This is a genomic window from Sphingomonas sp. LM7, from assembly GCF_002002925.1.
Taxonomy (GTDB): Bacteria; Pseudomonadota; Alphaproteobacteria; order Sphingomonadales; family Sphingomonadaceae; genus Sphingomonas.
This window is the reverse complement of record NZ_CP019511.1, coordinates 2475685-2498039: the sequence shown is the minus strand read 5'-3', so window position 1 is coordinate 2498039 and position 22355 is coordinate 2475685. Positions and strand designations below refer to the sequence as shown.

At 62.6% G+C, this 22355-nt stretch carries 11 protein-coding genes and 1 pseudogene; 6 read left to right on the top strand and 6 right to left on the bottom strand.

The window, feature by feature from the left end; all coding sequences use genetic code 11:
• Positions 1-193: 193 nt before the first annotated feature.
• The 3 genes and pseudogenes from BXU08_RS11360 to BXU08_RS11350 form a co-directional block, all read right to left on the bottom strand.
• Entirely contained in the window at positions 194-1867 is a 1674-nt protein-coding gene (locus BXU08_RS11360) for a ParB N-terminal domain-containing protein (protein ID WP_077510157.1), read from the bottom strand.
• 101 nt (positions 1868-1968) lie between these two features.
• Positions 1969-2387, bottom strand: a pseudogene (locus BXU08_RS11355) (DUF2958 domain-containing protein).
• Entirely contained in the window at positions 2384-3394 is a 1011-nt protein-coding gene (locus BXU08_RS11350) for an ArdC family protein (protein ID WP_077510156.1), read from the bottom strand. The pseudogene BXU08_RS11355 and the gene BXU08_RS11350 overlap by 4 nt, the downstream one beginning before the upstream one ends.
• A gap of 773 nt (positions 3395-4167) precedes the next feature.
• Between BXU08_RS11350 and BXU08_RS11345 the strand changes: the two genes are divergently transcribed.
• Together BXU08_RS11345 and BXU08_RS20530 are read left to right on the top strand one after the other, a co-directional pair.
• Positions 4168-5397: a DNA cytosine methyltransferase gene (locus BXU08_RS11345; protein WP_077510155.1), complete on the top strand. Its 1230-nt coding sequence runs from the start codon at positions 4168-4170 to the stop codon at positions 5395-5397.
• 2 nt (positions 5398-5399) lie between these two features.
• Positions 5400-5837: a very short patch repair endonuclease gene (locus BXU08_RS20530; RefSeq protein WP_366926555.1), complete on the top strand. Its 438-nt coding sequence runs from the start codon at positions 5400-5402 to the stop codon at positions 5835-5837.
• Here the strand turns inward: BXU08_RS20530 and BXU08_RS11335 are convergent.
• The 3 genes from BXU08_RS11335 to BXU08_RS11325 all read right to left on the bottom strand — a co-directional run bounded on the left by BXU08_RS11335 (position 5797) and on the right by BXU08_RS11325 (position 16053).
• Positions 5797-6591 carry a hypothetical protein gene (locus BXU08_RS11335; RefSeq protein WP_077512311.1) on the bottom strand — a complete coding sequence of 265 codons (795 nt, stop codon included), beginning with the start codon at positions 6589-6591 and terminating at the stop codon, positions 5797-5799. The two genes, BXU08_RS20530 and BXU08_RS11335, sit on opposite strands and share 41 nt — an antisense overlap.
• 88 nt (positions 6592-6679) lie before the next feature.
• Positions 6680-12790 carry a DEAD/DEAH box helicase gene (locus tag BXU08_RS11330; protein WP_077510154.1) on the bottom strand — a complete coding sequence of 2037 codons (6111 nt, stop codon included), beginning with the start codon at positions 12788-12790 and terminating at the stop codon, positions 6680-6682.
• Positions 12787-16053 (bottom strand): STY4851/ECs_5259 family protein, encoded by a 3267-nt coding sequence (locus BXU08_RS11325; protein WP_150125513.1) that lies wholly within the window; start codon positions 16051-16053, stop codon positions 12787-12789. The genes BXU08_RS11330 and BXU08_RS11325 overlap by 4 nt, the downstream gene beginning before the upstream one ends.
• A gap of 256 nt (positions 16054-16309) precedes the next feature.
• On the opposite strand from BXU08_RS11325, the gene BXU08_RS11315 reads away from it, so the two are divergent.
• The 4 genes from BXU08_RS11315 (at position 16310) to BXU08_RS11300 (ending at position 22260) form a co-directional block, all read left to right on the top strand.
• On the top strand, positions 16310-17653 hold the full coding sequence (locus tag BXU08_RS11315; protein ID WP_171982497.1) for a hypothetical protein: 1344 nt from the start codon (positions 16310-16312) through the stop codon (positions 17651-17653).
• 775 nt (positions 17654-18428) lie between these two features.
• Positions 18429-19706: a dsDNA nuclease domain-containing protein gene (locus BXU08_RS11310; RefSeq protein WP_077510150.1), complete on the top strand. Its 1278-nt coding sequence runs from the start codon at positions 18429-18431 to the stop codon at positions 19704-19706.
• Positions 19703-20311: a hypothetical protein gene (locus BXU08_RS11305; protein WP_077510149.1), complete on the top strand. Its 609-nt coding sequence runs from the start codon at positions 19703-19705 to the stop codon at positions 20309-20311. Before BXU08_RS11310 ends, BXU08_RS11305 begins: the two co-directional genes overlap by 4 nt.
• Positions 20308-22260, top strand: a complete 1953-nt coding sequence (locus tag BXU08_RS11300) for a hypothetical protein (protein WP_077510148.1) — start codon at positions 20308-20310, stop codon at positions 22258-22260. The genes BXU08_RS11305 and BXU08_RS11300 overlap by 4 nt, the downstream gene beginning before the upstream one ends.
• Positions 22261-22355: the final 95 nt, after the last annotated feature.

The window sequence follows — 22355 nt, the reverse complement described above, 5'->3', positions numbered from 1 at the left end:
GCGAGGCGCGCGCAGAATTTTCGAGGGTGGAGGGACGCGGGGCCGCGAGCGGCGCGGGCTCTTCCTCCGCTTGCGGTGCCGGAGCCTTGGGCGACGCACCCGCATCACCTTCGGCGCGCTCTTCCTCCGGCGGCGCGAGCGCTGCCACCGCCTTGGCATGGGCGCGGACGCTGCCGACCCCGCCGCGCTCGGTTTAGCTGGCCGGCGGAAACGCCAGCCAGCGCGGCACCCAGTTCTCGACCTTGGTCCGGCCATTGGCCCCGGCAAGGCTGTCGGCGATGATCGCCTTCATCGCCTTGGTCTTCTCACCCGCGTTGGCCTTGGCGGCATCCGCGCCCGCGACCTCGGCGATCATGCCGACAAGGACTTCCTTGTCGCGGATCAGGTCGAGGAATGCTTCGTCGGCGCGCCAATACCGCGCCATATCCACGCCGATCTGCGACCCGAGCGCATCAACTGCGGCGCTGCCGCTGGCGAGAGTCTCGCCCATGACGATGGCAATGACCTCCATGACCGCCGAATCTTCGAGGCCGAGCAGCCGCCGGAAAATGCCGACGACCCCGAAGTCGTCGCCATTGCCGCCGGTGACGGTCGGCTCCTCAAGAGAGAAGCCGAGCAGCGCCAGCACGGCGCGGCGACGCTCGTCGAACAGGGTTTCGCCGAGGCACGTCTCGACGCTTTCGCGCACCGCGTCGTTCGGGGCGGCTTGCGGCTCGGGATAAACGCGCCACAGATGCGAGCCGCCAATGGCATGGGCGACCATCAGGCGAAGCGCGACCGAGGGATGACCGGTCAGCGCCGCGCGCACGGCGGCGTGGCGATGCAGGTCGATATAGGTCTGTATCGTCGCGGTGACCTCGGACCGCACGGGCTTGGCGCTCGCGCCTTCTCCCTCCTCGCCCCGCGCGGCGCGCGCCGCCTCCTTGCGGCTGACATAGCCCTCGTGGATCACGACCTCGCCGGATGCCCGCACGTCCAGATAGACGCGACTGCCTTTGCGCTTCGCTGCCTTCTCATGCTCCCAGGTCGCGAACTGCTGCGACGGCGGGACGATCACCGCGTCGGCCCAGCCCGCCTCCATAAAAGCGGCACGGCGTTCCTCGATCGCCGCATTCTGCGCGGTCCAGAACGCTTCGCTGTCCGCGAAATAGCGGTCCTCGCCGAACAGGTCGGCGATGATCGCAAGCCCGCTCGCCTCGACGTCGAACAGCGCGTGGCGGGCCGGGATCGAATGGCCGCCGAACAGCCACGCCTTCAACTGGTGGCCGGTCGGGCAATAGGCCTTGTCGTCGTCGGCAAGCGCCAGCCACGCCTTCTGCTGGCTCTTGCTGGCGAGGGTCAGGTGGCGGACGGTCGTCCGGTCGATCTGCTCCTTGGCGTACATCGCGCGGATGCGCGGGAGCAGGTTGCCGAGCGCGAGCGTGCGGCGGATGGTCAGATCGGGAAGCCCGAAGGCCAGCGCGATGTCCTCGACCGTGCGCCCCACGCGGACCAGCCGGGTGAAGGTTTCCCACCGGGTCACTTCGTCGGTGTCGAGCCTCGCCATGTTCTCGATCATCGACGCCTCGATGGCGTCGGCGTCGTCCCCTTCGTCGAGGATCGCGCATGGCAGCATCGTGTCGTGCGTCTCGGCCTCGCCAACTCCGCCGCGTTCCTCCGCGATGATCCGCGCGGCATGGTAGCGGCGGCTCCCGGCGACGATCTCGAACATGTCCGGCGCGCAGTTGGGGCGAACCAGCAGGGTCTGGAGAACCCCGCGCTTGCGGACGGTGGGCAGGAGGTCGGACACGTCCGGCACCTTCCTGCCATGGCGCATATTTGACTTGCTGACCGACAGCTTGTCGAGCGCTATAAAATCAAGTCTCATCGTTCTTGCTCCTCGTGAGCGCCGGTCCCGTTGTTCCTCCAAGATTGGCGGGACCGGCTCGGGTCTGCGGCGAACGGCCGCAACGTCGTCCGCCGAGGGGATCAGTCCCGCTCGGCTGGAAGTCCGGTGGCGACGCGCCTCAGCGCGACGCGGTTGAGAAGGGTTCCGGCCCAGATGATCGACCCCGCCTGACGCGCCCGCTCGGTCCAGACCGAAAGGCGGAAGGTCGTCGCGAAGCCGATGTCGCGTTCGATCCCGAGGCCGAATGGCAGATGGACGCGTCCGATCTCGGACAGGCTGAACGTGCCGAGTTCGGGGCAGCCGAAGCCAGGTCCGCCAGCCCGAACAGGGTGTCGCCGTCGTCGTAGAGTTCGGCTGCCAACCAAGTTCCCGCGCTCAGCGGGTTGAACAGCTTGATCACCGGCAACGGATCGAAGCTGGCGTCTTTCGCCTGAGCGGCGAGCGACGCGGCTGCATTAGCGCGAAGCGCCGCGTGCAGATCGGGCGGAAGCAGGATCATGCGACCGCCCTCCCGGCCTGCGCCTCGGCGTACCGGGCGAGCAGCCAGTCGGCGGCCTTGCTGGCGCCACTGGCGGCGCGGAAGATCGCGCGGTTGTCCTCGCGCAGCACGGCGAGCCACGACGCGAGATAGTCGGCATGGCGCACGGTCGGCTCGATCCCGAGGCTCGCGCATAGGAAGGCCGAGCCGAGTTCGGCAACCAGTTCCTCGCGGGCGTAATCCTTCGATCCGAAAGCGCCGGTGATCGTCCGTCCGACCCGCGAGGCATGGCCGGTCGCGTGGGTCAGCTCATGCAGCGCCGTGCGGTAGTAATTGATCTGGTCGAAGAAAGCCGGTTGCGGTGGCACCTGCACGAAGTCGTGCGATGGGGAATAGAAAGCCTCGCTCCCTCCGATCCGGAACGCGACCCCGCTCGCCGCGATCACAGCCTCGGCGACGGGCACGATCTCGCGCTCGGGCAGTGGCACAGGCTCGGCGGAGAAGTTCGCCGGAAGCCCGTCACACTGGGCGACATTGAAGACGGTGAAGCGCTTGAGGAACGGGATCGTCCTGGCATCGCCGCCCGTCTCGACCGCCCGCGCCTTCTCCGCCTCCGGGACAAAGCGGTCGGCATAAACGACGCTGGTCCCGCGCTCGCCCTGGCGAACCGCACCGCCAGCTTCCAACGCTTGGCGGAAGGTCAGCCACCCTTGCGAGGGATAGCCCGCGCCGATGACCGCGCCCCACAGGATCAGAACATTGATCCCCGAATAGCTGCGCCCGGTCAGCGCGTTGCGCGGCAAGCCAGCGCTCGCGCCATCGGCCCGACCCCAAGGCTGGACCCACGGCACCCGCCCGGCTTCCATCTCCGCGATGATCCGCGCGGTCACCTCGTCATAGAGATTGACCCGCGCCAGATCGCCCGCGCCCGCACCGCGTCCCGACGATTCGCTATCGCGCCCGCGCGCGGCGCCAGCGGCGCGCTTCCCTCGCTTGCCACCAGCGGGACGTGAGTGAGTGACCTGCATCGCCAGCCTCCATCACCGCCCCAAAACCAGCATGGCCCCCGGAAGCGGGGGTGGGCGGCAGAAGCGATCGGAGAGGCCCGCAAGAGCGGGCCCGGCACCTGCAAGGCCGTAACGCAGTGTAGGAGCCGGGCACAGCCCGGCTTGCCGGGGACGCGGGCGGGCCTAGGAGGGAGCGCCGCCCACTCCCGCGTACGGGAGGCCACAAGCAACGCCGCCGCGAAGCGGCGACCGCAGCAACCAGCGGCGCAGCCGCTCGCAGCAAAGGCAGGCACCCCGAGCGGAGCGGGCGGATCAGCGGCGTCGAACCGGGCTTCGAGCGCCGGGCGGCAATTGTCGTCCGCGCCGAAACCGGGCGCGTCGCCCGGCTGCGCAGCCGGAGTGCCGCGGGGCGGCAGTAAAGCGCCGCACCCTGTTCGGCGTCGGCCGGCAGTGTGCGTCATCAGCCCCGCTCCATTCTAGCGGGGCGTTGCGGGGCGCAGCCCCGCAGAAGGGGTATGGCAGGACCGGCACGGGCCGGCCATCAGGGGAAGACATTCCCCCGCCTGTCGGCAATTTCCTTCAAAACACTGCGGAGTCTCCGTAACTGTACCAGATACTCGAACATGGCATGACACGAGAGGTCGTAGTTAGCGGCTAGCGTATGACGTCATCTAGCGACCCAGAGTAGCGCGTGCCGGCCCGCCATTCGTCAAACGCTATCACTCGCCTCATTCAAGCGACCGAAAGAACAAAAAGGGCTCGAGTTTTTGATTCTTTCATGCCATGATCCTCGAATGTCGAAAGTAGGCGTTTTTCATGATGTCACGGGCCTTTTCGGGGGCATTGGTGGCCTTGAGCTCGGACTGGGCCGCGCAGGTCACCGTGCGACGATGTTCTGCGAGTGCGACGCCGAAGCGGTTTCTGTCCTACGGTCCAGGTTCGCGGACGTACCAGTGGCGCTCGACGTACGAGAGACCGATGCGCTGCTGGAAACGATCTCACCTACCTCAGATCTCCTGACTGCGGGATTTCCCTGCACCGATTTCAGCCAAGCGGGCACGACGAAAGGATTCGACGGCGGACGATCGAGCCTGATCATCGACACGTTGAGGCTACTAGAACGGCGCCGCTTCGAAAACGTGCTGCTGGAGAACGTACCCAACTGGCGGCAGCTGCACAAAGGCGCCTACATGCGATGGGTCGTCGAAGCACTGGAAGCTATGGGTTATCGCTGGGCCTATCGGACCATCGACGCACGCGCGTTCGGCCTTCCGCAGCGTCGATTGCGGCTCTTCCTTTTCGCCACGCTGACTGGAGATCCGCGCGAGGCCTTGTTCCATGGCAACGAAGCCCCCGACGACCGTGCATTTGCCCTTCACGAGGCAGCGCACGGTTTTTACTGGACCGAGGGTAAGACGGGCATTGGCTGGGGCGAGAGCTGCGTCCCCACCTTGAAAGGTGGGTCGGCGCTATCGATCCCATCGCCTCCAGCTATTCTGATGGGGGACGGACAGGTCATCACACCGGAAATTCGTGATTGTGAGCGCTTACAGGGGTTCCCTGCGGGTTGGACGGACCTTCCGGAGCGGAACGCGGACGTCGGCGGCGGCCCCTTCAAACAACGGCGTCGCTGGCTCCTCGCAGGCAATGCGGTCAACGTCGAAGTAGCCCACTGGCTAGGAGAACGCTTGTCAGCCAGGGTGGCGGTCGACCTCGATGCAGGCACCGAGCTTAACGCTGGCGCGGCATGGCCTGCCGCTGCTTGGTTCGACGGCAGCAAACGTAGGTCTGTCCCACTTGGGACTTGGCCGGTGGCGCGGACGTCGAGGCCACTTGCCGACTTCCTCCGATTCCCCGGCGCGCCACTCTCGCTGCGCGCCACAAATGGCTTCTACAAGCGGATCATGGCCAGCAGCCTTCGCTTCAAGCCCGGCTTCGTGCACGCGATTGGCGCGCATTTGAGTCGGATGGAGCGCAACGCGTCTGACGTAGCACCTCGCGAACTGCTCTCCGACGCCGCCTAGCTTTGCGACCGCCCGCCGCATCCGACGAGGAGACCAGGCGCAGGATGCGCCGCGTGCGCCAGCGGGACACGAAGCCGGAGCGTGCACTGAGGAGATGGATGTGGCGAGCAGGCCATAGGTACGTCACTCATTCGGCCAACCTTCCGGGAAGTCCGGATCTATCGAACACGCGACGTAAATGGGCGGTCTTCGTCCACGGGTGCTTTTGGCACGGACACGAAGGCTGCAGGAAGTCGCGCCTGCCAAAACGCAACACCGAGTTCTGGGCCAATAAAATTGCAGGTAATGTGGCGCGCGACGAACGGAAAGAACGATCGCTCAGAGATCTCGGCTTCGACGTCTACGTCGTGTGGGAATGCAATCTGGGCGAGCTCGCCACCACATCCGAGCAGAGCCAGCTCAGTTTTCCCCTTCCTCCACTTCCTCGTCCGGATCGATAAGTGGTTCGGTCAAGATTTCTGTCTGCGCGTCAGCCCATTCGAAAACGGGGCTGTTGCGGAGGTCGTAATTGCGCCTGATTTCGGTGACGAGTTCCTCGAAAGTCATCGCATCCTTCGGGCGACCGGATTTAGGGGGGGCTTTCCGGACGTCGAAGAAGACCACTTCGCCGAACCGCGCCGGATCGGTCTCGTACAGGCCGATGAACACCGCCTCGAACAGGTTCGGATCATCCGTCGGTTCGTCGCGACCGCCTCGGAAGCGGAAGATCTTCACGGCCTGGCCGAAGCTGGAGGGATCCTTCTTCGCGTCGTCGCAAGCGTCGATGGGGAGGAAGATGACCGCCACCATGACAGCGTAAGGCTGGCGCACGTGATAGTCGGAAGCCTCCGCGCGGAGCTCTCCGTCAGCGCGCGTATAGTTCTTGGTGTATCGGCCAGTCGCGGCGTCGCGAAAGTTGATGGTCTTGATCGACACGCCGAGACCCAAGCCGAGCTCCGCCGTCGAGTAATTGACATCGAGCTTCTTGACGCCCTTCGCCGTTCGTGCCCTGGATTCCTGACCACGCCCTTCGGCATCTGGCAGAATTCCCGGGAACGACCGACGGAGTTCGTTCGCGAAGCGCGTAGCCAACGCGCGCGAAAGCACCTCGGCATAGTTCTTCTTCGACGTCGCTGTGGTCAATGACGACCGCTCGCCGGCGAGTTCGAGTTCTGCCCTCACGGAGTTTGCAGGATTCGCAGCCGGACGCGTCATCTTCACCTCTACCGCGCGTATCGCCTGATCGGCGGCGGAGAGCAACGGCTCAAGAACGAAGCCGAGGTCCGCACCGGTGCGTCCGCCGTCAATCCAAACGGATCGCGAAAAAGGTACCGTCGGCCCCGTTCGTGATCGTGAAGGGCTTTTCGATCGCGACCAGTTGATCTGTGTGGTTCGCGCGCATGTCGAAGCCTTCGTTGCTCGACACCGCCCAGGATCCGACACCCTGATCGAAAAAGATCGTTCCTGATCCTCGGGCCGTCTTAAAGTCGAGGCGACGGCGATGAGCGACGCTTTGTGATGGCGCTAACCTAGCGGCAGCCGAGATCGTGCCCAGGAGATGCCGAAACACGAGATCGCGATCCGCCTCGTCCTGCCAGTCGTCCTTCAGTTTTCCTCGGCCAGGGCGATAATTACTTTTGCGTTGCGCGAGAGTTTCGATCTCGATTCGCGTGTTGCCATCGGAGAGGCCGCGCAACATCTCGACGACCAAACGGACGACGAGGGGGCTAAAGAGGTATCGATCCGAATAGCAAATTTCCGTGCAAGGTCCCGAAAAGACATCGGCGAGCGTAGAATTGCGCGTAGTGAGCGCACCCATCAGCCTTGCACCGAAGCCAACGGCGGGGCCGTCGAGTTCCGATCCGATTTCGAAGATCGTCTCGCGAATGCGTTCGGCCAGGAGCGAAGCGACGTCGATGATGTCTAGCTGCGCCGCACGAGCCCCGCCAGGACCGCGTACGACCGGCGCTTCCGAGGTCCCGCCCCAGCCGGCGCCAATTGCGCCGGCCAGCGGGTCCGATGATTTCCACGCTTCGACCTCGCCGTCCGTAATGACGAGTGCCAGCAGGTCGGCATCGGCAACCGCCCGCGCAACGAGGCTGGCACGCGCACGCTGAATCCACATAGCGACGCGGCGACGAGTCACGGCATCAGCACGCTCGAGTGTATCGCGCTCGACTTCGATTATCACCTTACGGTCACGCGCTCCCCAGCGTTCGACGACAGACGTCATCGGCCAGGCATCGAAGTCCCAGTCGGAGGGTTCTCCTCTCAGCCTGACCACGAGCGATGCGTCGGGGCTCGCAGCCATACGCTCGTCGAGCGCATGGGCAAGTGGAGCTGGTTCATAGCGCGTCCCATCCCCGAATAACTGGTGTTCCCGCGGAAGCTTGAGCCGCTCTGCCGCAGCAACGAGCAGGCCGTGGGCGGCGGCGCGATCAGTGTGCTCCGCAACGTGTTGAGCATCGGGTGCCAGAACGCATCGGGGGCAAGCGCGGAGGGTTTCAGGCTCGCCGCAGCGTCCAAGGCGCGCACAATCCAAGAAATCGCGAGCTGCGCGAAGCAGTCCGACAGGATCGCGGGAGATTGCGGAGGAAAAGCCAGCTCCGCCGCTCGCGCGGTCGAACACGACCGCACTCCAGTTTGCCTTGCCCTGCGGATTGGAAACCGGCGGGGCTGCGAAACCCATTTCGTCTGCGTCGATACCGAGGCGGTCGGCAACTGCCTCGCGTAGTGCCAATGCAATGGTCAGTGCTACCTCGCTCGAAGCGCAATCATACAGCTGAACTTCACAAAGATCGGTCCGAATCTCGTGACCAAGCCTCACGTTGCGAGTGATTGCGTAGGGCGCGAATTCCGGCGCGCCCGAACAGGTCTGGCCGTCGATGGCGGTCGGCGCACCTCTGAGAGGTTTGTGTCCGGCGAGGCCGGGGCCGCCTTGTGCGTCGGTCTCGGATTCCGCCCGACCGCAATGGAGGCACAACGCGTAGCCGTGCTTGTGATCGCCGGGGTTGAACCAGAAAACGGTACCGTCCGCACTCGCCCGAACCCGCCCCACGGCCGGGTCAGGCAAGGCACGCCAAGGCGCATTGCGAGTTGCCACCCAAGGATCGACCACCTTGGCGGCGCCAACGTTCGAAGGATCGTCGTGGAGCTCGAACCGGATATCCACCGCGAACCCGCCCGGTGCGAGATATCGCACGAACTCTTGGCTGTCGGAACCGCACTCGGAGCACAGTGTACGTTCGAGCGCCGATGGCTTCGAAGCGAGAGCGCCGCAGGTCTGACACGACCACATCGTGCGGAGGCTTTGGATCTCGCGGAGTCCCTCCCGGGACGCCGGGCGCTGCCAGTTGAGCGTGACGCCCGCGGACTCTCGTACGACGCCATCGACGACGATCCCGCGGCCTGGGGCATATTCGTAAATTCCGACCTCACGCGAGCGCGACGGATAGCCGCGCCCGAAGCTCTTCTCGGCAGGTTCGGAGTCGTCCCCAGATTCAGCAGCTCGACGGCGCGCAAACTTCTCACCCGCCGTCTCGGTTACGAACTGCACCACGTCGGTCGGGAAACCGTAGGAAGGCAGGAACCCGCGGCCTGCCAGTTCGCCGAGAAGGTAGCCGCGTTCGAGCCTGCTACGCTGGCGCTCGCGAGCTTTGTTGGCGGCTGAGAGCTCGACGTCGCCAACACCCTCTGCGGCGTCGGTCGAGCCGAGAGCTTCCCACTCCGCTTGCACATCCGAAGCTATACGCTCCATTCGGGTGCGCAGGCTTTCGGCGAGGTCGAGACCTGGTAGAATCGGGGTGCCGGCGAGCAGTGTCGTTAGCGCCGCCGTGAGAGGGACGTCTTGGGGAGTACGGTCGAGCCAGCTGAGAAAGGTCGCTGACGGCGACTGGCCTTCATTAGTCGGTCCCGCAGCGACCAGGCCAAAAAAGACGCCGTTAGTGAGCTTGTGGAGCTCCGCGCCGAAGTCCGCGAGAAACCGGGCCAGCAAAAAGGCTGCTGCGTGCCGCCTGGCAATCGTCGGGCTTTCGAGGCTCACCCGAGGTGTGCGAGCCTGACGCGCCAGATATGCGAGCGGGTCGGCGATCGTCATGCGATCGAGAGGCTTGTCTTTGCACAGCGTCAGACCAACCGCGATGGGCTGGCGCTGGCGCCCCGCGCGACCGACACGCTGGCGGTAATTCGCTATTTGGGGCGGCGTATTGGTGTTGAGGACTGCCTCTATGCTGCCGATATCGACGCCCATCTCCATGGTCGTCGAGCAACCGAGCACGTTGATCCTGCCTCGCTTGAAGTCTTGCTCGTAGCGACGAAGGAGTGAGCTCGGCTGTTGGGCTGAATGTTCCGCCGCACGCAACCAAGGCTGCAGACTAGCCGCACGGTCGTTCTGATCACCCCAGCGCCCCGCTTCGCGAAGTGCGCGAATTCGTCCGTCTTCGCCGAGCCAGGCGTCGAGTCGGTCTTCATTCACTGCGTGTCCGTTTTCGTCGCGCCGCCACGGGTAGCGCAGAATCGGCATGATGATCGGTTCCGCCGAAGGGTAGATTCCATCGGTATCGTAAGGACCCAGGCCTTTGAACGTGGTGTCGAGCACACGCCGTGTCGTCGGGCACCAAAACGCGCTTTCCAATCGCGCGACGGAAAGGTCACTGAGCCTCATCCGATAGCCATTTTCGCTTGGCTCCATATAGCGCTTCAGCGCGATCCACGCGTCGTCGAAGAGTGCGCCGACCTTTTCTCTGTCGGAGCTCATTTCCGGATCGAGTTTCAATGCTTGAAAGACGAGACGCACGATACGGGTGAGACGAACACCATAAGGGTTCGGCCAAAGACGCACGTACCGGCTCGATTTCTGTCCTGGTGCCCAAGGAATAATCTCGATGTGGCTCTGTCGGCGGTCGATCCAGTTGAGCCACCAATGATCGAGGCGCAACGCGACGTTGGTGCGAATGAAATGGGTGACTAGCAAGCGCAGCAAATCGCGCCAATCAGCCTCCGTTAGCGCCAGACTGCTTGCCGAAGATGGTAGCAGTATCTTTGCGTCATCGATGCCGGGCAGTTCGTATCGGAACAGGCCGAGTGTTTCGGCCGAATTCGCCCGGTTCGGTCGGCGCATCACTTCGCGATAAAGAAGGAACTCGGCGAGTACCCGCGGATCGTCAAAGCGGGGATCACGATTGGTGGTCTTCCAAAGATCCCGAAGAAATACGTCGACCGTCGTGTGGCCAGCGAGACGCGTTACCAAACCAGCCCACGGCAGTGCGGGATTTCCAGTAAGGGCGGCTCGCTCCTTCTCGAAACCTTCGAGTATCTGCGTGTAGGGCGGCTTCTCGGCGAGCGCGCGCATCGCCTCGATGTTGCGGTCGAGTTCGGCTATTTTTTCCGGATCTCCGCCGGTTCGTTCTTGGACGTGGTGGTAGATGAAGCCCCGAACGAAGCCGCGCTCCGAAGCAATCTGCACGTTGGCAGCATGCCGCGCGGTGCCTTGGCGAGCATCGGTGAAGGTGATGAGCCTTCGGCCTTCGCTGGGCAGCGGCTCGGCCCCGGGAGGCTCCCGCGAGAGATCGGCGAGGAAGCCTGGAGTGATCTGCGCCGTTAAAAAAGGAGCACCGGCGTTCGCAGTTCGCAGCGCACCGCGCGCAGGATCGACATTGGGAGGGGCTTTGCCGCAGCCCGGGCAGAGCGAAAGGTCGACGGACGCACCAAAGACGAGCGTGTCGTTCTCACCATCGATTAGGCCGGTCTCTCGTTCGACCGTAAGACGATACGAACCTTTGCGGGGCGGCAGATGCAGATATCGGCGCGAGACGCGTGCTGGGGCGACCGGCGCTGACAAACCGACGCCTGCGTCATCGCTCTCCTCGTCCTCCGGAGTCTCGCGCTCTAGGGTCTGTTCGAACTCGTCGAGTTCACCCCAGTCGCTCCAAGTGGTTACGTGGGAACCGCCTCCCATCTCCTCCGCGCGTAGCGCTCCATCGCCGCAGAGGACACAGAGCGCCCATTCGAGAACGATAGATCTACAATGCGGACACTTCTCCCGTGCTTCGGAGAAAACGGCACCATAAGGCCAATCAGAGGTTGCCTCGGCTTCGGGACGTTCTGAGCAATCCGGGTTGATACAGGTCCAGAGTCCCGGGACCGTTCGGTGAAATAGATGAACGCGGGTCGGAAGAATCGAATCATTGCCCGATTCGACCATCGCCGGACCGGCATTCGGATCTCGAGCGTTTGCCGCCTCCACGAGGAGACGCGAAGGTTTCGTATCTCCTGCTATGGTGCGCACGGTCTCAGACCATTGGCGCCAACCGAACACCCGACCGTCGCGAAGCTGTTCACGTGCCGTCCGCAATGCGAGTGAAGAGGCGAACTTCGCGCCGCTTTCGGCCGAATCGAGGCCGGTAAGTAGATCGAGTTCGATCGGATGGCGATTTAAGGTAGGTGCCGGAGGAAGAGGAGCGCGCTCTCCCTCGATGACGTGGATTTGGTCCTCTGGAGCACCAGAGAGATCGCGCAGAAAGCGCTTGAGTTCGACACTTGCATTCGGGCCACCGATCGTCGCCGAGGTCGCGACGTAGCGCAGGTCTCGTGGTTGGCGGCCGAAAGCCAGTGCGACACGGCGCAGGAGCAGTGCGATTTCTGCCGCCTGTGCACCCATATAGGAGTGCGCCTCGTCGAGCACGACGAAGTCGAGCGAGCCTTGTGACGCTGCAAGGATCGGTGCATCGTTACGGCGGATCAACATGTACTCGAGCATCGTGGCATTGGTCACGAGCACCGGCGGAGGCGAGCTGCGGAGGGCTGACCGGTCACCGACACGCCAAGGCTTCTGCCGGCGCACCATCGCGCTGGCTGTTTCGGGCGTCTCGCCGTTGTAGAGAGCGTAGCGAAGCGTGCCCCCAAAAGGTGAGAACCATCGCTCGAGCCGTTCCTCCTGGCTGCTGATCAGCGCGTTCAGTGGATAGAGCATGAGTGCGCGTACGCCCGTTAGCGGTCGCTGCCCGCCGTCAGAAAGGCGAACGAGACGATCGAGGATGGGCACAAGGAAGCATTCGGTCTTGCCCGAACCGGTACCACTGGAAATGATGACCGAAGCGGGTTGGGGCGCGGTCAATAACTCCCACGCACCGGCTTGGTGCTCATACGGTGGGAAAGACACCGACTTCAGCGTCTCGATCGTCCGCCGGTCGAGTACGTGACTGGCTAGACCATCCCAACCGTGCGGTAGTGTTAGCCAAGGAAACGCACCTTCGATGAGCGGCTCAGCGAGCATTGATCCCGGCATTCCCGCCGGCGCGCCCCAAATTTCGCGAAGATGTTTAGCAAGCGTTCGTGACTTGGGGCGGAGCATGCCGAGGATAGCATCGGCTGCCTGTTCGGGCAGCCGCATCGTCATACGTTCGAAATCAATCATGCCGCCGCCCCGCCCGACTGAGCTAGCGCGTTGAGCAATTCGTTCGTTCGCATGGCGACGATTACCTCGAAATATTCAGGGTCGTAGAGTGCCGCGTCACGGCAGCGGGTGAGTTCTGGGAGAAGAAGGCGGTGCACCCCGGCGGCGTGCTCTGCAACCGCGAAAGGTGCTGCAATCACGTGGGCAAAGGCTGAAGCGTAGGGCTCCCAGCGCGCCCACTGCGCCTGCAGAGCTGTATCCGACAACAGGGAATGCGGCGGCGCATCGCCTTCTTGGTGGCGTGTGATCAACCGGTCGATCTCCATGCGTGCTGTGATCGGGCGATCGTTTCTCAGGAGTATCCCGGTCGATCCGTCGAACGATTTGCCGCCGATCACGCTCTTTGCCACCATGGAAAGAAACACCGCGCGCGCATGCCCCGCTAACTCTGGTCGTATGTTTGCGATTTCCTGAAGTGCATTCGTCGCCAAGCGCGCGACGTCGAATTCGATGCCGACCTCTGCCAGCTGGTTGCGGATCGCCTCGAACCTTTCTGAGAAGGTACGTAGCCAGCTTTCGATGGTGGTAGCACACCAAAGGAAGGGCAAATCACGTTGAAGATCGAGGAGCGCTCCACGTTCCTCGATGCTGTCACAGGCGGCGAGAAGATGGACTGCGGCCGCGGGCGCCCTTTCGAGCGCCCGAAGGGCATCGATGCTGGATGCAGGGAGGCGTTCTCGCCTCGCGAGTACCGTCAGGTCGATTAGTCTGCGAACATCGTCACCCGCCAGCTTGGCAGGTTCGCCGTATATTTCGTCGAATTCGCGAGCTCGTGCGGCGACAGAGTCGGTCGTGATCGCGCGCACTAGAGCTGTCGTCGAATCGCCCATTGACCGGGCGGCCGGTAAGATCCGAGGGCGAACTATCTCTCCGGAGCGCCGATTGCCGAAGAGGAGCCAAGGTCCGTCCGGCAGCACCGGTTCGAGTTCGGCGAGTATGGCTGCCTCGCTCGCGGGTGCGGTCACGGGGTGTGCGCCGGCGGCAGGGTCTACCAACGAAATCGCGCGAAGGTCGAGCGCCTGAATCGATGCGAGCATGGCGAACGGACCGTCGCATCTCGATGCCACGAAAGGATTCACGTCCTCGGCGTACCAGCGAACCTCTGCTATATATTCGCTTGAGCCCAAGGCCGAGAGAACGACGCTCGAATCCAGACGGGAGGATCGGCCGAGTAATTGGCGGATCGTATCACGCAGGGCAGAGAGCGGAACGTCACCCGTAACCGGACGCGAAATTGCCAGTCGCGGCGCATCGGGCGCGCGGAGTTCCATGCATAACGAGACTTGGTGTGTTGCGAGAATCCGCCGGCCACCAAGTCCGTCGAGCGCGAAGGCCGCGCGCGTGTTTACGAGCTTATCGTTCTCATCGATTAACCGCAGCTCGTAACTGGGATCGGCGATCGTGAGGGCGATCTCCGTCTCCCAGCGCGCACGTACGGTCACTATTGGCGTTCCCGACGGCGGACCGAGCCTGATCACCTGGGTGCCCCTTTCGGTCCGAACCGAGAGTGGCCCGGCTCCGAACGCGCTGAGCATGGGCGCATTCAAGCCTGAGATTCTGAGTTCGCGCTGCGCGCGATCGAATTCGAACTTTATGTCTGGTGGTACGACGTCCGCAGGCACCGAATGACGAAGCTCGCCGTCCTCGATCACCGCAAATTCAATCGCCCCCCAGGCGCCAGACCCCGAAAGGAGACGCCAAGCTCCGCGTCCCCGTGGCCGCCAGTGGATCGAGGCGGGCCGAGGTGACACCACGTGACCATCTCTCTCCGCCCAAAGGCGCGGAACGCCTCGATATACGGTCTGGCGCACATTCGGCACCAGGTCGCCGATCAGGATGGGGCGAGCATCGAGGTCGCGCTCGGCGGACGTGCGCCAGCGCCATCGCGCGCCCTCATGATCGAGCGTTGCGGTCCCGGAAAAGAGGACGACGCGACGGCCAGACTCGCGGCAGGTTCCGATCTCCTCGGGCTCCTCGGAGAATTGGACTGCGGGAAGGACGTCAGGTTGGACCGCAAGTGCGAGCAGGGGTTTGCTGGTCTGGCTTGGTGAAGAGCCGATCGCACGCAGCCGTCTCGGTTGCTGACTCTCGTCGACTTCTAGCACCTCCAGTGCGACGACGGGAGCCGCGATTGCCTGGCCGCCGGGCGGCACGAAATCACCGACGGTGGTGTGCCCGGACTGAGCAAATAGCCGCGCCTCGGTTTCGAGGGGAAGCTCGGATTCGAATTGGGTTACGAAGGCTCGTAGATCGTGGACTGGGCCACCTTCGTCCTCATAGGTTTCGATTGCGGCGATGGCGATGAGCTCGTCTGAAAATGGCGGGCGCGGAAAGATGCGCAGGCGACGGCCATCAGCGAGTGCCTGAGCGATGCCGGCAGGAACGCGCCTGATATCCAATTTTCCTTCGAGCACGAGCGAAGCACGTGCCGTCCATTCGCCATCACCGGTGCGGACGAGGGTACGCTCGACGTCGAGAGCGGCACCTCCGGTCTCGCGAAGGCGGACCATGCGCTCAACGAGCGTCCGGACGTCTTCTTGCTCGACGTCAAACGGCAACGCTTCGCGCCATCCCGGCTGGAACGTGTCGAGATGGACAACGGGGTCCGTTCCGCGCGCTTCGACTGGTATAGTCGCTCGCAAATCGACGATGAAACGGCACAGCTCGATTGCTGGTTCGACGAGCGCCTGGGCGATGCGGTCGGATACGCGCCAAGCCTCGCTTACGACTGCCTGATCGATTTGAAAGCCCCGCTCGGCACAGAGAACTGAGTGCCTTAGCCAAGCGGAAATGCGGGGATCCTCACGAACGGCAGCGACGGGAAAGCCACTCTCGCGGATTACCGCGAGAAGGCGCTCCCCTCCCTTCGGCAACGGCCGGCGCCACGTTAGAAGGGCGCCCCGGACCAAATCTTCCACGTCGGAATATGAGACACTTCGTCCCGAGCCGTAGTTTAGCCCGATGCTTCCGAGAGGCCGGATCCAGTCCCAGTGGCCGCCGCCGCGCTCTCGACGAAACCACTCAGCGACGTGTATCAAGATCAGTGCGCATCCGCTCCAATCCTTGAGCGCGCGCCTGCCGTGACGCCGCAGAAGTTCGGCGTTCCGCTCGTACTCATCCTTGGTAAAACGATAGGCATAGAGCGGTCGGCCATCGGGCGCCGTTAGCCCGCGCGCCGCTACTAGTGCACGAAAATCGGCGCCGAACTCCGAGCCCTTGGTCAAGATACCCCCTGCACCCCCACCCCCCAACTCGCATGATGCCCGAACAAGTGGGGAAGAAAAGGCCCAACGAGATTCAATTGTCCTAAAGCGCGCGTCGATATGTCTGGAGTCCGCAAGACCAAGCTTATGAGCCAACCTTTCTCGAACAACCATAGCGACACGCGAGAATGAGGGTTGCTCCGGTAGTCTGCAGACGCATTTTGGTACTCCGTCTGGGCCGGCGACAAGGCGAAACCGCCACGGGAGCGAGTCGAGGATGCGCAAGACGGCCTCGCGCAACAAGCATTGCAACTCGCCGCATGCTAGCAAAGAAAGACCAGCAATTGGCGGTGTATGGAGGGCTGCAATGGCGCAAGGATCGTGGATCACCACGATGGAAAATGGTAGCCTTGGCGAGGCGCGCGTCCGCGCCATGCTGCTTGAGAGGTTCTGGGTTCATACCCGGTCCGTGGATGTCGACGGCGCTGACTTCTTGATAGAGTTGCGTTCGGAAGGACGGTTTACCGACGAGCTGTCACCACGGCTTGGCGTGGTTCAAGCCAAATTCGCGCAGAGCGACAGCACGGTGCATTACATCCCTGCCGCCTATGTCACGGACGACGGCGCCGCGCTCAAAGGCTTCTTCGTCATCGTCGCGGTCGGACACGAGGATAAAGCGAAGACATATCTGCTAACGGCCGCTGACGTCGCTCGATTGCCTCTTGTCGAGCACAAGGGTTCGGATCACCACCGATTGTCGGCAAAAGGATGGCGGCCTTTCCAACAGAAGAAGGTTGGCAAGGCGCTCAATCTGATCGAGCAGGCGATGCTCGCACGCACCCAAGAGCAGATCGATCGCTTCCTCAACTCGGTCAATGTGCCGGATTTCAATTTTCTCCGGCGATCTCTCGAGCCGACGTGGGCGATGCCGATCCCAAACGAAGCAGGATTCATTCCCGACCTGGTTTATCAACTCCGAATCATGCTGCGCAGCGATCTCTACGCATTTGACGACTTGCTAACTGGCATCACGTCGTTGCTAACCAGCGACGACGCCGACGCATGTGAGAAGGCTGTCGCCTCAATTTTGGACGACCCTTCGGTTGTCGATGATGCAAATGGCGTCAGATTTGTCCGGTCGCTAGATCGGATTCCCTTACTCGCCGCTGATCTTCGCAAGGCGATCGAGATCCACAATCGCCGGCTGAGGAAGCTTCGACGGAAAAAGGAGTTTACTACCTTCGAGGCCCTGGCGGGACCGCTTAGCGTCGATCACAAGGCATTCTATGCGAAACATAAGGAGCCCAAGCTGGTTCGCGTCAGCCCAAACAGTCAGCGACTGTCGACTGAGCGGGCGGAGACGCGAATTGTATTCGAACCTGACACAAATCGCATAAAAAGCGTCGAGACTAAACTGGTACGAGCCTCGTCTGCGCCGGTGATAGGGCCGGATGAAATTATAAAGAGTCGTGCGCTTTGGGCTTATGGCTTCGAAGAGGGCCCGACGACATGGCGCGAGATGCACCGGCTTCAATTCGAGGTGTTTGCGGAATTCTATCGGAGGATCTTTCCAAAGGAGAAAGTCGGCATTTGCAAATTGCCGCTATCTTTGGCGGAATAGCTCAACTTACCGATTGCGCGATAAGTGAATATCGCGCGACTTGATCCGGGACCGCCACCTCACCGCTGATTTCTGGCTGCGGTGGACATAGATTTCGCGTGGCGCTTCCACGTCGGACCGCCGTGCCGGGGAGCTCTCGCCATGTACCGCTCGGCGTTGAGTTTCCGGGCGATTGCCAAAAAGTAGCTGCCTCGTGCGGCGTGCCAAGAAGCTGGTGTATTGAACGAGAATTGCCTCCCTCCTTTTGGCAGGGCATATGCGCATTCGTGCAACTCTGTGCCGGCTGCGACCAGCCGCAGTGCTCCGATGTTTCCTCTTCTATTGAGAATCCATAGATGGTCACCTTCATCCAGTGGCGTCCATCTGCTGTGATCTGCGGCGGCTAAGCGCCCCAATTGCCGCCGTCCCCGGCCCGGTCGCCGAACTCCACAAGCGGACGGTCTCCTGAAGCCCAAGCTCTTGCTGCCCCGGACGCGATGCGCGCGACGTGCAAGTACAGGTGAGTGTGGTCTTCATCGGGTCGCGGAGCATCGACAGTGCCGAGGGGCTGAAGCGTATGCTCGATACGATCCACGGCCTGGATGCTCTCAAATCGGTGGGTGACATCGGCTAGCCGGCTAACGCGCGCGTCGGAGGAATCGGCTGCGCGCCCGACCGCTACCGCGTCTAGCCTTGCCTCCGGCATTGAGGATTCTAAGCGCGTTGCTTGGTGTGGCGGATTTGACTAGCCTCCCGAAAAGGGGGCGACGGCTTATGAAAATCGAGGGCAGCGTCGTTGCGTGACCAAGATTCCACCGAGGGCCAGCCGCTACCGGTTGCTCGATTGTCGGGGACAATAAGTTCAGATCCCGGAGACGAGACCGAGCGGAACTATCGATACCAGCATCAATATGGCGTGGCACTGCTCGTTGCAGTCAAGCGCGGCACCTTCTCCTATGTATCGCTCTACTGCGAGCATCACGAGGACTTTCTCGGTGAGCGGCCGGATGGGCGCTTCGATGGCTGGCAGATAAAGACGTCGAAGCCGGAGGGCGGTGCTTGGAGGTTGACCAGCCCAGCGTTGGTCAAGTCGATCGGACGTTTCATCGAATTGCTCGAGGCACATCCCGACGAAATCGGCGATTTCAAGTTCGTCTCCAACTCGGCAATCGATCATGTCACGCCGGCAAGCAAGGGCGATGACCGGCGCGGCCGGTGCCCGGGCCTGATGCTGCAGCACATTTCGCAATGTTCGACGGCCGGCGACATCAAGGAGCCGTTCACTAAGGCATTCGACAATCTCGCAGCAGAGCTGGGGGCGACGGCGGAACAATTGTTCGGTGTGCTCGGCCGCCTCGCCTTCGTAAAGGGTCCGTCGCGGGAGGAGTTCGACGCTGCGCTCGCGCACGAGCACCTGGGCAAATTAGGGGAATGCGCGCATCTCACCGCTACCGAGCTCGACACGCTACGCGACGAGCTTGTAGGGAAATTCCACCGGGCGGCGTCGCTTCATGTGACCGACCCGGACCGACATTTGCTCGACCGGCTGAGCGGCAATTGCAGCGATCCGACTATCCTTGCGAAGCGCATCGTCTGTGCCGAGGTGAGTTTGGCGCCGCCGGCAACGCCATCCAGGGCCTTTGCCTATGTCGGCGAGCCGGCAATCAATCCGGGCGGCCAGCGCCCGGCTGGGGTGCTCGAGCAGAAGCTGGAGCGCGGCGGCCTGGTCGACATGGTCGAGTATATGAAGTCGAGAGAGCAGGCGGCCGAATATCAATTTCTCGAAGACCAGGCCAAGAATCCGGCCACGGCCGGGCGTCAGCTGCGCCAGGTTGAAGAGGCGGTGCACGGCGAGTGCCTTGAGGCATATATAGCAGCCAAGACAGTCGCCGGGCCGCCGTTCGGCCCGACCATGTTCACCGATGTCAGCGCGCGCCTGCGCAGGCTCGAAAGCGATCGGAAGCAATTGCTCGGCGGCAGTCCATACGAAGTGCTGATGGGGACGGCAGCGTTGTTGACCAGCGAATGCCGCCTCTGGTGGAGCGATCGGTTTCGCCTCGAGGACAAGGCATGAGCTTGAACGTGCTCAAGGCCGCTGCCGACGCCGAAAACGCCGATGGATTGCACCTGGCGCGGCTCCTTGTGTTGCTACGTAGTGCCGACAAGGCGAACAAGACCAAGCCGAAACCGGTTGAAGGCATTACCAAGCTCGCGAAGCTGGATTTCCTGTTGCGCTATCCGATCTATCTCGAACGCGCGCTCATTAAACTTGGAAAGTCGCCCGACGCCGCCGCCGTGACGCCGCGCGAGCGCACGACCGTCGAGACGAAGATGATCCGGTTCCGCTATGGCCCGTGGGATGGCCGCTACCGCCGCTGGTTGAGCCTTTTATCGGCGCGGGGATTGATCACGCTGTCGACGAGCGGCCGTAAGATCGAGATAGGCCTTACCGACACTGGACGCTTGGTGGCGGACGATCTTGGTGCCCGGCCGACATTCCGCGATCTCGCCGAACGCGGCGCCGTGGTCGTCAAGACGGTCGGATCAATGCCGGCGACCAAGCTCAAGGACTTCGTTTACGAGATCGTGCCCGAGATCACCGGCATGAAATGGGGTGAGGAGATCGGGCCACTCGCGCGCAACGACCTTGCTCTGGATGTTGGGGGCGACGGATCATGAAATTCACGATGGTGTCGCTGGTGCTGTCCCTTCGAAAGGCCGAGGAGCCGATCGCGTTTTCAGGGATCAGCTATTTCTGGGGCCAGATGGGTGCGGGCAAATCGAGTATTGCGCGGCTTGTCGATTATTGCTTGGGGGGCGATTTTCAGCTGTCGCCCGCGCTGCAGGCGGAGTTTCTGTCCGCAACGCTAACTCTCGAACTTGAGCAATCGGTGCTGACAATCGAGCGCCAGCGCGATTCGCGGAACGTGTTCGCGTCGTGGACACGCAATGACGGACCCTATTCGGTCGTGCTGCCGGCACGCGTCGCCTCGGGCGAAGTGGTGCCAGAGACCGGGATCGAGACACTCTCCGACCTGATTTTCTATCTGTCCGGCGTCAATCCGCCGCGCGTACGCAAGAGCAAGGTCAAACAAGACAGCAAAGCCGTTCGCCTGACCGTCCGCGACCTTCTGTGGTTCTGCTATCTCGACCAGGATCACATCGACAGCTCGTTCTTCCATCTTGAAGAAAGCGCCGAATTCTACCTGCGCCTCAAGAGCCGCGACGTGATCCGCTACGTCATCGGCTATCATGACGAGCGCGTCGCCGATCTCGAAGCAGAACTCGACCAACTGCGGGCCAACCGCACGGCGCGCGTGTCTTCGATCGACAGCCTCACCAAGGCGCTCGTGGAAGTCGGCATCGGGTCGGAGGAAGAGATTGGGCAACGAGAGGCGGCATTGACGACCGCGATCGCCACTGCCGACCAAAATATACGCGCATATCGTAACGCGCCGCGCGACGCGAAAACGCTCCACGCGATCGATCAGTTGAAGGCTCAGTCCCGAAATTTCGGGAATGCCATTGCGAAAATCGATGCCGATGCCGACGAATTGCGGACGACGCGCGAGCGCCACCTGCGTCATCGCAACGAGATCGAGATGCTCGGCCTAAAGTTCCGGCGATCGGCAGAAGCCCGCGAAATCCTCGGCGACCTGAAATTTCTCGACTGCCCGCGATGTGCGCAGCAATTGCCCCCTCACGCGCCAGACTGTTGCGAGGTCTGCGGTCAGGAAGATCTTATGGATCTTGCGGACCCAGCCGAAGTCGCGGCGCTCGAGGTCGATATTGCCAGCCGGCGCTCCGAACTCGACGGTGCTATGACGGCCATCGACGCTAACCTCGCGCGGATGAGCGCCGAGAAAGGCCGCATCCTTCAGAACAAGGACCGGATGGAAGCCGAGCTCAACCGTGCTCTGGCCGAACAGGACTCCGCGTTTCTCTCCATGGCGCTGCTGAAGGAACGCGAACGCGCATCACTCGAGGCGGAACTGCACAGCATAAAATGGCTGCTCCGGTTGCCGCAGCTGCTGCAACAGCAGCGCGAGGCATTGGCGGAGATCGTCGCGCGCGAAGAGGCGACGCGCGAGGCGTTGAAGGAGGTTCGCGCCAAGGCCGAGGCGGACCGAACCAGCCTCAATCGCTTCGCCAGCTATTTCCTCGACTGCCTAGTTCGTGCCGGTGTTCCAGGCATCACATGTGACGACCGACTGGAGCTGGAGCCGCCCTCTTTCTACCCGGAAATTTACGGGGCCGACCCGGCCGACCTCACCGCTTCCACGTTCACGTCGCTCAGCAGTGGCGGTAAGAAAACACTGTTCAAATGCTGCTTCGCGATCGCGATCCACCGTATCGCCACCGAGCTGAATGCCCCGCTTCCCGAGCTGTTGATCATCGACTCCCCGATGAAGAATATCAGCGAGCGGGAAAATCGCGATCAGTTCGAAGGCTTCTACAGAATGATCTACGAGCTCAAGGCAAGCGAACTTTCGTCCACCCAGATAATGCTGATCGACAAGGAGTTTTTCGCTCCGCCGCCCGGCCTTTCCGTGCGCGCGACGAGTCGACACATGCAGCCCGACAGCAGCGAGCATCAGCCGCTGATCCGATACTATCGGGGCAAATAGCGACGGGGCCGGATGCGCCGCAGACTTGCGTCCTGCCGCTCCCTTCCCGATGCCGCAGTGCCCACCGAGCAGTCGGCGCTTGTTGGACTTGTCGG